At 59.7% G+C, this 13,243-nt stretch carries 9 protein-coding genes and 1 pseudogene; 6 read left to right on the top strand and 4 right to left on the bottom strand.

Annotated features, from left to right (window positions below; translation table 11 throughout):
• Positions 1-1,023, bottom strand: coding sequence for an ABC transporter permease (locus NKF26_RS01200; protein ID WP_253224915.1), 1,023 nt, complete (start codon positions 1,021-1,023; stop codon positions 1-3).
• A 201-nt stretch (positions 1,024-1,224) separates the two neighbouring features.
• Positions 1,225-3,105 carry an ABC transporter substrate-binding protein gene (locus tag NKF26_RS01195; RefSeq protein ID WP_253224914.1) on the bottom strand — a complete coding sequence of 627 codons (1,881 nt, stop codon included), beginning with the start codon at positions 3,103-3,105 and terminating at the stop codon, positions 1,225-1,227.
• Between the two features lie 319 nt (positions 3,106-3,424).
• On the opposite strand from NKF26_RS01195, the gene NKF26_RS01190 reads away from it, so the two are divergent.
• The 3 genes and pseudogenes from NKF26_RS01190 to NKF26_RS01180 all read left to right on the top strand — a co-directional run bounded on the left by NKF26_RS01190 (position 3,425) and on the right by NKF26_RS01180 (position 8,305).
• Positions 3,425-3,598 carry a hypothetical protein gene (locus NKF26_RS01190; protein WP_253224913.1) on the top strand — a complete coding sequence of 58 codons (174 nt, stop codon included), beginning with the start codon at positions 3,425-3,427 and terminating at the stop codon, positions 3,596-3,598.
• A gap of 196 nt (positions 3,599-3,794) precedes the next feature.
• On the top strand, positions 3,795-4,214 hold the full coding sequence (locus tag NKF26_RS01185; protein WP_253233922.1) for a PPC domain-containing DNA-binding protein: 420 nt from the start codon (positions 3,795-3,797) through the stop codon (positions 4,212-4,214).
• Between the two features lies 1 nt (position 4,215).
• A pseudogene (locus tag NKF26_RS01180) lies at positions 4,216-8,305 on the top strand (DNA-directed DNA polymerase II large subunit).
• A gap of 376 nt (positions 8,306-8,681) precedes the next feature.
• Here the strand turns inward: NKF26_RS01180 and NKF26_RS01175 are convergent.
• Positions 8,682-9,782, bottom strand: coding sequence for a DUF373 family protein (locus tag NKF26_RS01175; RefSeq protein WP_253224910.1), 1,101 nt, complete (start codon positions 9,780-9,782; stop codon positions 8,682-8,684).
• A gap of 199 nt (positions 9,783-9,981) precedes the next feature.
• Between NKF26_RS01175 and NKF26_RS01170 the strand changes: the two genes are divergently transcribed.
• Together NKF26_RS01170 and NKF26_RS01165 are read left to right on the top strand one after the other, a co-directional pair.
• Complete coding sequence (locus tag NKF26_RS01170) at positions 9,982-10,848, top strand: S9 family peptidase (RefSeq protein ID WP_253224909.1); 867 nt, start codon at positions 9,982-9,984, stop codon at positions 10,846-10,848.
• Positions 10,849-10,902: 54 nt separating this feature from the next.
• Positions 10,903-11,898 (top strand): radical SAM protein, encoded by a 996-nt coding sequence (locus tag NKF26_RS01165; protein ID WP_253224908.1) that lies wholly within the window; start codon positions 10,903-10,905, stop codon positions 11,896-11,898.
• Positions 11,899-12,033: 135 nt separating this feature from the next.
• Here NKF26_RS01165 and NKF26_RS01160 read toward each other — a convergent pair whose 3' ends face one another.
• Positions 12,034-12,501 carry a GNAT family N-acetyltransferase gene (locus NKF26_RS01160; RefSeq protein ID WP_253224907.1) on the bottom strand — a complete coding sequence of 156 codons (468 nt, stop codon included), beginning with the start codon at positions 12,499-12,501 and terminating at the stop codon, positions 12,034-12,036.
• 229 nt (positions 12,502-12,730) lie between these two features.
• On the opposite strand from NKF26_RS01160, the gene NKF26_RS01155 reads away from it, so the two are divergent.
• Entirely contained in the window at positions 12,731-13,186 is a 456-nt protein-coding gene (locus NKF26_RS01155) for a TRAM domain-containing protein (RefSeq protein WP_066140146.1), read from the top strand.
• The last annotated feature ends 57 nt before the right edge of the window (positions 13,187-13,243 follow it).

Genomic DNA, 13,243 nt, shown 5'->3' with positions numbered 1-13,243 from the left:
TTATGCACCTCCGTCGTAACCGACACGGGGGTCGATGATCGTGTACAGGAAGTCCTGTAGGATGTTTATCAGTACGACGATGAGGATGAAGATGAACATCATCGAACCGACGAGTGGCAAGTCGCCCTGAATGACTGCTTGGAAGAACAGGCGGCCGATACCGCTGATGTTGAACACGGTTTCGACGATGACTGAACCACCGATGAGCAGGAACGCCTCGCCCGTGATGATGGGAACGAGCGGGATGAGGGCGTTTCGGAAGATGTGCTTCCAGACGAGCGAGCGCGGCGGAACACCTTTCGCACGCGCCGTTTCGATGAAGTTGGAGTTCGCCGTCTCCAGCACTGCCGTTCGACCGATACGCATCTCGTTCCCCATCGATGCGGAACCGAGAACGATAGCCGCCGGTGCGATCTTCTTGATGGCGGCTAGCAGGTTATGCGGATTGGTCAACTCGTGATAGTCGTGGAACGGAACGCCGGTAACGGTCGTATGAACGAGCCAGTTCTGCCAGTTGAACCCGAACAACACGTCTTGTGAATGGGAAAGGACTGCCATCAGGATCAGCGCGAGCCAGAAGTTCGGCATCGCACGCCATACGATACCACCGAACGAAGCGAAGTAGTCACTTCCCGAGTTCGGGTTGAGTCCGGCGTAGAATCCGAGGGGGATTCCCACGAAGACGGCGATGAGAACCGACCAGAATCCCAACCAGAGGGTTCGGGGGGCATACGATACGATGAGTCCGTAGGCGGTTTGATCCGGATGGAGAACCCACGAACGGCCCAAATGGAACGTTGCCATGTTGATCATGTAGTCGACGTACTGTTCCCATAACGGCTTGTTAAGGCCGAGTTGATTCGATATCTTGTTGTACGCTTGCGGATCTCCTGTCGGACCGAGAATCGCCCCGACGGGGTCGAGAGGTCCCATTCGGAGGACGACGAACGTGATCGTCGTTCCGAAGATGAGAATAGGGATGGACAGTATTAGACGGCGAGCGAAGTAGCGCCATCGACTCATTTTGTCCAGTCCACCTCCCAGTCAAACGTTATCTTGTCGTGCGGTAGGTTGCACCCAATGGTAACCGCGTTCATGGCTGATACGGATACGTATTTCGCGTTCCACTCATTATGTCTTGCGATAGTATTTCACGGAAAATCACTAGTAGTGCCGCGGCTATCTGGACGTTTGGGAGAAAAATAAACGCCGAAGTTTGGTTATTTATTTCCGGCTGCTGAGTTCGACGTTGTTGTACATCTGACGGCTGTAGCCAGCACCGCCGAACTTTGGCGCGTCGACCCACTCGTAGGAGAAGCGCTCGGACAGACCGTGGTACATCGGCAGGAAGGTGACGTCCTCCCAGTTGGCTTCCTCCATCTTGATGTACGCTTCGTCGCGAGTCTTCCCTTCTTTCTTCGTCGGACCGGTGTTGTCCTGCACCGTCTCCCACGCGTTGGTCGCTTTCTTCGCGGCAGGGGTACCCGACCAGTTGGTGTAGGACTGTGGCGAATCCTGGGACGTGTCCGTCAGTGGCGGGTAGAGCAGTCCGAGGAAGTTGTCCGGGGCTGGCCAGTCCATGACCCACCCGAGCGAGTAGCCTTCGAGCTTACCCTGTCGACCCTGCTGGAGCAGCGTGCTGAACGGCGTCTTCTTGATCTCCATGTTGATGTGCGCCGTTTGGAGCAAGTCACGGAGACGCTTACCCAGCGCGGGCCACGTGCTGGAGCTCTGGTAAACGGTGAAGGTGAAGCTGAACTTATTGCTCTGGCTGTAGCCAGCGTCCTTCATGATCTGCTTCGCCTTTTCGATATTGCGCTCGTTGTAGCCGTACGGGTACTTGTTCTTCGCGTGCTTCGTGTAGGCCTTCGCACCACCGGGGTAGATCATCGGCGGCGTGAAGTGATACGCGGCCTTCCCGCGGCCTTTGAAGATCTCGTCGACGATTTTCTCCTGATTAGTGATGTAGGCGATCGCCTGTCGGACAGGCTTCGGGACGTTGTCCGTGTTGAAGCCCATGTAGTAGGTGTTGATCGTGGAGACGCCGAGGTAGTCCATCGTACTGCCTTCGACGGGACCGTACTTCCCGACGGTTCGACCGAGGTCGTCTTCTTTCGTGTTTTTGACCTTGTTCGAATCGTATTTCGATGTCGGGATGATACCGCTGCCGTACCCCATGTCGGCGTTCTTGTTGACGATACCGTAGGTGTAACTCGTGTCCGGGTCGGACGTGATGTTCCAGTGGATACCGTCGACTTTCGCTTTGTCGCCGTAGTAATCGTCAAACTTGGAGACTGCGGCTTCGACGTCCGTCTGCCAGTGGTCGAACTCGAACGGACCGGCACCGATGGGTTTCTTCGTCGCAAACTTCGTCTGTTTCACCTTGCCATCGTAGCCGTCGATGTCGCCGATCATGCCTTCCGGAATCGCCGCGAAGGACGTGTAGGCGAGCATTTCGAGCGTGGCGTGGAACGGCTTTTCGAGCGTGATTTCGAGCGTGTAGTCGTCCGTCGCCTTGATCGCGAGGGAGTCCGCCTTTGCGACGGTCAGGCTGTGTTCCTCACCGTCCGAATCCTTGTACTTCTTCGTCGTCTCCTCGTGCTTGATGCCGATGGAGTCGAGCACGAAGTACTGTCGACGGGAGTTCTTCGATTCGGCGAGGCGACGCCAGGAGTAGATGAAGTCCTTCGCTTTGACTTCCTTGCCGTTGTGGAACTTCACACCCTCCTTGAGTTTGAACGTGTAGGTCTTCTGGTCGTCGGAGACCTCGTGCGAGTCAGCGATCAGATTTTCGACGGCAATCTCGCCGTTCGGATAGTTCGTCAGGCCGTCGAAGACCTGCTGAATGACCGTCCCGGACGCCGTGTCGGTCGCCTTGACCGGGTCGAGCGTGGTCATCGTGGAGTTGAGCAACTGGAGCGTGTTACCGTTCCCGTTGTTTCCTCCACCGTTGCTGGTGCCGTCACCGCCGCCGTTGTTGCTCGTATTGTCGCCGTTACCGTTGTCGTCACCGCCACCAGTACAGCCAGCGAGCGCGGCAGCGGATGCCGCACCCCCGGTTGCCTGTAGGAACCGCCGACGGGTTAGGTTGTCAGTATCTGTCATCCATCAACGGCTTGTGTATCATAGTGGATAAACTTACCGTTTGAGATTGCCACCATTACGGTGTTAAACGGCGGGTTTATTGCACAGTTCGCCAGATTCGGGATTATATTCAACCCGGATTCTTTCGCTATTTTTGTCATAGAACATATCATTGAGAAATGAAAGACGGCGGTGAAATCGGCCGAGTAACGTTCTATTATTTTCGTTACAAACGCTACACCCACCCAGTCCAGTCATTTTTTCAGAAATTCATATCAGAAATAGTATTGAGTATCAGCGTTTCGGTGCGCTTATATTCCTTGGTACACACTCTCAAAGTATGACGCCGGATACGGCAGCAGTGTCGGTGTCGGTTGCAAACGACTCCGAGGTTATGGCCTCGGTGGACGATGACGGGAAGACGGAGCGACTCGTCATCGCAGATGTATCCCGCGAGGATGCATGGATTTGCATGCGAGTAACGGACACTGCATCCCTCCCCGACTGGCAGTAGTTCCCCAACAGTTTCGACCCTCAAACAGCCCTCTTTCCACGATCCCCGTTTTTGTGCCTACCGAACAGCTACAGGAAGTGGTAGGGATGCAGACAGGAAATGGGACCGTACGTCGGAAAGCTAACCGTACCGACGACCCGTAGGGCGAGGGGACGAGACTGAACCTTTTTTGTTCCCCACGCGGTTTCATGCAGACATGGACTATCGGGAGGTTGCCAGTGAACAGGAGTTCGTCGCCCGGCTCGGGCACGGTGCGGACTGGCGCGCCGAAATAGAATCGCTTGCCGACGACGAGGACGTCGACGCTGCGTGGTTCATCGCGATGGGCGCGGTGCAGGATGCGGACATCTGGTACTACGACCAGGACGAGAAAGAGTACCGGGAGGTTCAGTTCGACGAGCCGCTCGAAGTCGCGTCCTGTGTCGGCAACATCTCGCTACTCGACGGCGAGCGGTTCGCACACACGCACGCCGTCCTTTCACGACGTTCGGGACAGACGCTCGCCGGACACCTCGATTCCGCGACGGTGTTCGCCGGGGAACTGTACATGCGAACGTTCGAGGAACCGCTCGTTCGGGAACGCGACCAACCGACCGGATTGGACCTCTGGCTGTAGTATGCGGGACGAAGACCGACAGTACTTCGAACGGCTGGAATCGCGCCTCGACGAGGCGTTCGACGTGGCGGAGGCGGCCAAGGAACACAGCGGCGACCCGCAACCGGAAGTCGAGATTCCAGTCGCAAAGGACATGGCCGACCGTGTGGAGAACATCCTCGGCATCGAGAACGTCGCCGAACGCGTACGCGAACTCGAAGGACAGATGTCCCGCGAGGAGGCCGCCCTGGAACTGGCAAAGGACTTCGCGGACGGGAACGTCGGTGATTACGAGACCCGTGCCGGGAAGATCGAGGGTGCGGTTCGGACTGCCGTCGCGCTGTTGACCGAAGGTGTCGTCGCCGCGCCCATCGAGGGAATCGACCGAGTGGAACTCCTCGATAACGACGACGGCACGGAGTTCGTCAACGTCTACTACGCCGGGCCGATTCGCTCGGCAGGTGGGACCGCACAGGCGTTGTCGGTTCTCGTGGCGGATTACACGCGGGCACTCCTCGGGGTGGGAGAGTATCAGGCCCGCGACGACGAGATCGAACGCTACGCCGAGGAGATCAACCTCTACGATTCGGAGACTGGATTGCAGTACTCGCCGAAGGACAAGGAGTCGAAGTTCATCGCCAAACACATGCCCGTCATGCTGGACGGGGAGGCGACGGGCGACGAGGAGGTATCCGGATTCCGCGACTTGGACCGCGTCGATACCAACAGCGCCCGTGGTGGAATGTGTCTCGTCATGGCGGAAGGTATCGCGCTCAAAGCGCCGAAGATACAGCGCTACACCCGAAACCTGGACGAGATCGACTGGCCGTGGTTGCAGGACCTCATCGACGGTACCATCGGAAAGGACGACGGAGAAGAGGAGAAGGACGAGAGCGAGGGGGGAGAAGGCGAAGCGGACGACGAAAAAGCCGAAGAGGAAGGGGGAGAAGAAGCGGAAACCCACGAGTTGCATGGTCCGCCGCGCGTCGATGAAGCCACGAAGTTTCTCCGAGACCTCATCGCCGGACGGCCCGTCTTTACACACCCCTGCCGACCCGGTGGCTTCCGCCTCCGATACGGTCGGGCGCGGAACCACGGGTTCGCAACGGCGGGCGTGCAACCCGCGACGATGCACATCGTGGACGATTTCCTCGCGACGGGAACGCAGATAAAGACCGAACGGCCCGGAAAAGCGGGCGGCGTCATCCCCGTCGATACCATCGAAGGACCGACGGTCAAGTTGGCGAACGGCGACGTACGCCGAATCGACGACACCGAGGAAGCGCTCGAAGTTCGTAACGGCGTCGTGGAGATCATCGACCTCGGCGAGTATCTGGTCAACTACGGCGAATTCGTCGAGAACAACCACCCGCTCCCCCCCCGCATCCTACGTCTTCGAGTGGTGGGTACAGGATTTCGAACACGCCGGTGCGAACGTGCAGGCGATGCGTGATAACCCCCGTATCGACCTCGAAGACCCATCCCCCGAGGAAGCGCTCGACTGGGCGACCGAATACGACGCACCGCTCCACCCGAAGTACACCCATCTCTGGCACGATATCTCGGTCGCCGAGTTCGAGACACTGGCGGAGACCGTCGAAGCGGGCGAAATACGGGACGGAACCCTCGTCATTTCGAACACCGAGACGATTCGAACGGCGCTCGAACATCTCCTCGTTCAGCACAGGCAGGGAGAGGACATCGAGATACCGGTGTGGAAACCGTTCGTTCGATCGCTGGGGATCAGTATTGATGACCTTACGCGTGCGTGGGACACACTAACACAGGAAGCTCGCGAGTGGGGCGAGGACGAACCGGGGGACAACGCTATCCAAGCGGTCAACGAAGTCGCCCCGTTCGAGGTCCGTGAACGCGCACCCACGCGCATCGGGAACCGGATGGGTCGGCCCGAGAAATCCGAGAAACGCGAGATGAGTCCCGCAGTCCACACGCTCTTCCCGCTCGGCGAGGCCGGCGGCGACCAGCGCGACGTGGCGAAAGCTGCGACTCATACGGAAGGGATGTCCGGAAAGCGCGGACGAATCGAAGTCCAAATCGGACAACGCGAGTGTGAGGACTGCGGCGAGGAGACGTTCAAATGCCAGTGTCCGGAGTGCGGCGGCAACACGTATCCGGTGTACAGATGCCCCGACTGCGAAACGAGGGTCGAACCCGACCAAGCGGGCCGGGCAGAGTGCCCGCGGTGTGAAGTCGAGGCGACCAGCGTCGAGTGGCAACCCATCGAGATGAACGACGAGTTCCGGAACGCGCTCGAATCGGTCGGCGAGCGCTCGAACGTCTTCGATACGCTCAAAGGCGTCAAGGGACTCACCTCGGCGCACAAAACGCCCGAATCCATCGAAAAGGGCGTTCTCCGGGCGAAACACGGCGTGAGCGCGTTCAAGGACGGCACGATCCGCTACGACATGACCGACCTGCCGGTCACGTCCGTCAGGCCGTCCGAACTGGACGTGGAAGCCGACCAACTCCACGCGCTCGGCTACGAGGAGGACATCCACGGCGAACCGCTCCAACACGACGACCAACTGGTCGAGTTGCGTGTACAGGACATCGTCCTCTCGGACGGCGCGGCCGTCCACCTGCTCAAGACCGCCGAGTTCGTGGACCAACTCCTCGAGGACTACTACGGACTCGAACCGTTCTACGAGATGGACGAACGCGAGGACTTGGTCGGCGAACTCGTCTTCGGGATGGCACCCCACACCTCCGCCGCCGTCGTCGGCCGCGTCATCGGCTTTACCAGCGCGGCGGTGGGGTACGCACATCCGTATTTCCACGCGGCGAAACGTCGCAACTGCTTCCATCCGGAAACCAAGGTCTGGTATCGAGATGAGGACGAGGAGTGGCGATACGACGAAATTCGACAGTTGGTCGAGAAGCGATTGGAAGAGCCGCGAACGGATGATTTCGGCACTCTCGTCCAAGAACTGGATTGTGAGGTGTTGGTGCCGTCGATAGACGAGGATGGGAACGTCGTTCGAAAGCCCATCGAAGCGGTTTCGAAACATCCAGCACCGAACCATCTAGTCGAAATCGAAACTCGAAGCGGACGGGAAATTACGGTGACTCCCGACCATTCGATGGTTCAGTGGAACGGGAACTATCTCGAAGAAATCGAAGCACGAGATTTGGAGGTCGGTACTTCAGTTCCTGGATTCCTCGGCGGTGTGAATTCCGGTTTCTCGGCAGGAAGGGCAAATACAGGGGCAGTGGCGGACGGGGGTTCCTTCGAACGTGACGAAGTAACGCGAGTCGAAATCGTCCAGTCGGAGGTTTCGAACACCTACTGCGTCACCGTCCGGGATACGCATAATCTCGTCGCAAACGGAATTGCGACGAAGCAGTGCGACGGCGACGAGGACTGCGTGATGTTGCTGATGGACGGTCTGCTCAACTTCTCGAAGGAGTTCCTGCCGGACAAGCGCGGTGGGCAGATGGACGCGCCGCTGGTGATGTCCTCGCGCATCGACCCCTCGGAGATCGACGACGAGGCGCACAACATGGACATCGTGGACCGGTATCCCCGCGAGTTCTACGAGGCGACGCTGGAGATGGTGGACCCGGAGGACGTGGACATCACCATCGCGGAGGAGTATCTGGGCACCGACCGCGAGTACACCGGTTTCCGGCACACACACGACACCTCGAACATCGCGCTCGGGCCGGACCTCTCGGCGTACAAGACGCTCGGGTCGATGATGGACAAAATGAATGCCCAGTTGGAACTGGCCCGAAAGACGCGTGCGGTCGATGAGACGGACGTGGCCGAGCGCGTCATCGAGGGGCACTTCCTGCCGGACCTCATCGGGAACCTTCGTGCGTTCTCGCGGCAGGAAACCCGGTGTCTCGACTGCGGCGTGAAGTATCGGCGAATGCCCCTCTCCGGCGACTGCCGGGAGTGCGGCGGCCGGGTGAACCTGACGGTGCACCAGGGCTCGGTGAACAAGTACATGGACACCGCGCTACAGGTCGCCGAGGAGTACGACTGCCGCGAGTACACCAAACAGCGGTTGCGGATCCTGGAGCGCTCGCTGGAGAGCGTGTTCGAGAACGACAAGAACAAGCAGTCCGGAATCGCGGACTTCATGTAGAAAACGGTAGTTGGTTGTTTCGGCACTTTTGTGGTTTTAGACGGTCACTCGTTACGAAGGAGTGCTAATTTTACTATAACCGCAAGTACCGAGCGGCAATGAAACCGCAACCGTACCGCCACCGCTTCTGCACCGCCACCGCTACCGCCCCGCACCACACGCCTCCCCAGCCGATTCCTTCGCTCCCTGCGGTCGTCGCCGGCGCTTTGCGCCGGCTTCCAGCGGGACCGTCGGTCCCGCCCGGCTCACTCATCCCTCGCACGAACTTTCCGAGACGGTTCGGCCGGACCACTGGCCGAACCGTCTCGTCAGCGCGCGCCACTTGGATGGACGAAATTGTAGAAACAGTCTGGACGCGGTTGCAGAAACCGAAATCCTAACTCGCTCGTGCCTGTCCTGACCTCGAATAGCGTGATTCGGCGATGGCGAAGATGAGGGTGCTCGTCAGGCCGAGCAGGGTTCCGGCGGTGAGCATCCCGGCGAGGAATTCGAGCGAGGCGCGGCTGAGGAAGTACGCGCTGACGGCGTAGAGAACGCCGCCGATCGCGAGGACGTAGAACGGCGCGTTGAGGTAGCGCCACTTGAAATCGTCGGCGAGGTATTCGTCGGTGATCTGACCCAGACTGGAGGTGATCCCGGCGGCCGAGAACCAGACGACTGCGCCGTAGATGAGCGCCGCGAGGACGCGAAGCGCGCCCAGGCTGTTACCGTCGTTTTGGTGTTGGATGGAATCGAGGGTGTTGACGCCGCTGACGCCACCGATGACGAGCAGTGCGGCGGCGACGACGTAGGTGATGAGCGTCACGCGACCGGAGTAGAGGCTCGCCCGGGTTTTCTCCGCGAAGCGGTCGACCAAGCGTTCGAGGCCCAGACCACGGAAGAGGATGTAGAGTCCGAGAAGGGCGGACGTCCCGCCGAACACGGCCCCGCCGGGCATGCCGAGTCGGTCGGCCGCGAGCGCGAGGGGATAGATGAGCATCAGGATGCCGAGCGGGACCAAAATCGTCCCGCGGGTTTCGGGGTCGTCCAGCACCTGCTTGATGGTGTAGTACATCGACTCCAAGTCCTGTGCCTGCCGGACGACGACGCGACGGACGCCGTCCACGGGAATACGCGAACGGATGACCGGGATGACGCTCTCGTCCTGTGCTCCGTCGGTGACGATGACGGTCGTGATCTCCTCGCTGGTGTTGATGCTCGCCAACACGGTGTCCACTTCCTCGCCGACTTCCCGGTTGGCGCTGATATCGCTCCCCTCGTTGCCGGTGACGATAGCGACTTCGACGCTCTCGTCGGATTGGATTCGGTCGTAGAGATGGACGCCCTCGAACATGACGTTCACGTCGCTGTCCTCGGGGTCTGCGGTGGCGAGCGCGACGGCGGCGGCCTCGACCTCGTCCCGACCGACGACCGGCGTATTAAAGCCCGTCTTCCGGCCGAGATCGTCGTCGAGGTCCACACACAACACCAGCAGCATTGGCGATGTGTACGCGGCCGACGGTTAACTGTTTTCGGGAATGGCAAGAAAACGACGATCGAAGTCTCAAAATCGACGGAAATCGAAGTGACAGAAACAGTTCGAGAGCGTCCGAAAACGGTGTAAACAGTCGTTCGCTCGTTGGACGACCGACATTATCTCGTGTATAATTAACCCCCCTGGAAGGAGTGTTCGAGCAATGAGCGAAACGCCGACACGGCGTCGTCTCCTCCGAGCGGTCGGAGTCGCAGCGACGGCGACACTCGCTGGCTGTTCGTCCGGCGGTAAGAAGGAATCGACGAGTACCGGGACGCCCGACGGGAAACGAACGACGAAGGCGGGAGCCGGAACGGGAACGACGGAGACGGGATCCGGAACGGAGACGAGTACGAGCTCTGCGACGGACGAGGAAACGACGTCGGAAACCACCACTCAAGAAACGGGCGAGGAAACGACGACCGGAACGGCGCCGCCGGAGGGCGGTGGCGACGTTCAGTTCACCACCCAAAGCGGAGCGACGGTTCACGGGACGTTGGTGGGCGATGGTAGCTGTGGCATCGTGTTCGCACACGACAACGGCTTCGACAGGAAGGACTGGCTCCCGGAGGCGAAGGAACTGGCGAACAAGGGCTACACGTGCCTGCCAATCGGTCTGAACTTGGACGACACCAGCACGGCACCGGGGTACGTCCTCGCCGCAAGTCGGTACCTCCGCAAACGGGTCGGCGTGAAAAACGTCGTCCTCGTCGGTGCCGGTGCCGGTGCGGATGCGGTCGTTCGGGCGAACGCACGGGCAAAGTCGGGGACGATTGCCGGGACGCTCGCACTCGCTCCCGGGAGCGGTGTGGATTCCGCGGGCGAAATGCAGGGCTGGAAGCTGTTCGTCGTGGCCAAGGGTGACGACCGACAGTACGTGCAGACGACGAAGAAGATGCAGAAGGCCGCGTCGAATCCGAAACGCTACCAAACGGTCAATGGGAGCGCACACGGTCAGCACGTCTTCGAGGAGAACGAAAACGCGATGATGTCGATGGTGAACAGCCTGCTCATGACTGTCTGTGGCTGAGAGTAGTGTAATTCGCACGCTTTTTGAGGCTCGACGGGCAAAACGGTACAACGAATGATTTCCAAGGGCTGTGAACAGTGTGCCAAAGGTGGCAAGATGGTTCTCTTCGTCTACGGTTACTGCGACCAGCGCGACTGTTTTTACTGCCCCCTCGGTGAAAACCGGAAGAACGTCACCGACGTGTACGCCAACGAGCGACTCGTCGAGGACGACGAGGACGTGATTACGGAGGCAAAGCGCATGAACGCGCTCGGCACGTCCATCACTGGTGGCGAACCACAGGAGGCGATGAACAAGACCTGTCGGTACCTCTCGCTGTTGAAGGACGAGTTCGGCGAGGACCACCACACGCACCTCTATACCGGAATCACGGGTGGGCGGGAAAACATGCGTCGACTGTCGGAGGCCGGGTTGGACGAGATTCGATTCCACCCGCCGTACGAACAGTGGGGAGAACTGCACGGAACCGAATGGGAGGACATCCTCTACATCGCCCGTGAGGAGGGGCTCACCCCTGCGTTCGAGATTCCGGGAATCCGCGCCGAGGAGGAGTTCCTCGACTTCCTCGACGAGGGCGCGGCGGAGTTCTGCAACGTCAACGAGTTCGAGATGTCCCAAGGCAACTACCGCAGAATGCAGGCCGAAGGCTTCGAACTCCAGGAGGGCCACATGTCCGCCGTCGATGGCTCCAAGGAGCAAATCCTCGACGTGATGGGTGATCACCCGCGAACGTACTTTTGCACCTCGGTGTTCAAGGACGCCGCTCAGCACCGCAACCGCCTCAAGCGGATGGCCCGCCAGATTCGCCGCGAGTTCGACGACGTGACCGACGACGGCACGCTGATTTACGGGAAGACGTGGGTGGACGAGGGAGACTTCGCAGCACTCGGCGTCCCCGAGGAGTTCTACACCGTCAAATCCGAGCACATCGAAGTCGCGTGGTGGTTGCTCGAAGAGATGATCGAGGAAGGCGACGTGGAGAAGGGCGAAATCGTGGAGCAGTATCCGACGTACGACGGCCAAGTCGTGGAACGGACGCCGTTGGCCTGAGTTTCCCGCGAGCGACCGAAGGGAGTGAGAGGGATGTTTTTGATGCAGATTTTTGCGAGGAGCGGTCGGCTGTGCCGACCCGACGAAGTAAAAAGGTGCACGCGGCAAGTGGTCGAGCGAACGCCGTTGGCCTGACTACAGTTTCTTCTCCAGTATCGGAGCATCGTACGGACGGTTATCGAGTCGTTGCACGCTGACTCGTTCGTAGCCACATCGACGATACCAGTCTTCGAGGAAGGGGTGGTCCGAGAGCGTTCGAAGGCGAACCGTTCCCCATCCCTCCGACTTCACGTGTTCCTCCACCGATTCGAGCAGGGTCCTGCCGATTCCCCGCTCCTGCCAGTCGGGGCTGACGGCGAGGCGACCGATTTCGGGGAGTTCCCACTCGGGACGGGGAATCATTTGGACAGCGCCGATGAATTCCTCGTCGTGAGTGGCGACGAACACCGTTCGGCTCCGAATCCACTGTTCGATAGTTCCCTCGTCACAATCGAGGATACTCGACGGAAAACCGATCTTCGCGTTCTCCGCGTACGACCGGCGATACAGTTCGACCAACTGCGGGGCATCACCCTCCCTTGCACTTCGAATGGCCGGATTCACACTCTCTTCACTGGGCCACACCCACATTAATTCGACCGGTGACACAGCCGTGGAGATCGGCGATGTCTCCGGAAAATCGGAGATGTTCCGGACCGACGACCGACCAACGGGAAGGAAAGGCTTTTGGTCCAGATTTTGCCAGAGAGCACGGCTCTGCCGCGCTCTCGCACCAAAAGGTGGGGCAAGAGGTTGCGGAAGTGTTTAGGCACGCGCCGCTATAGCCTGAAGCATGCCGGACTGTCCACTCGCCGACCACTGCCCCAGTTTCGAAGAACGAATCAACGGAATGGGGTGCCACCACTACGGGGACCGCGGGGGCGCGGAGTGGTGCAATCACTACAACCAACCGATTCGGGAACTGAAAACCGCGCCCGTACAACCGGGCGAGGAAGTCGTCGTGGAGATCGACGACATCCACGAGAGCGGGTCGGGTGTGGGTCGAACGGAGGATGGATTCATCGTTCTCGTCGATGGCATCCTCCCCGATGCACGCGCCAAGGTGAAGATCACGAACGTGAAGGGAAATCACGCGCTCGCGGACCCGATCGAACGGTTGCCGATGGATCCGGAAGAGGAGGAGGAAGGGGACGAAGAGGAAAGGCCGAGTGCCAAAGACGACCGGCGGAAGAGCCGCCGTGAGCGGGAACGCCTTGGAAGTCGGGACAACTTCTGGGGCGGCGGATAACCCACGGGTGGACAGTCATTTGCGGGTGGGGGGCGTACGCCGTACCATGTCGGGGGA

The organism is Haladaptatus sp. AB618 (genome assembly GCF_024136965.1).
Lineage (GTDB): Archaea > Halobacteriota > Halobacteria > Halobacteriales > Haladaptataceae > Haladaptatus.
This window is presented reverse-complemented; position numbering and strand designations above follow the sequence as displayed.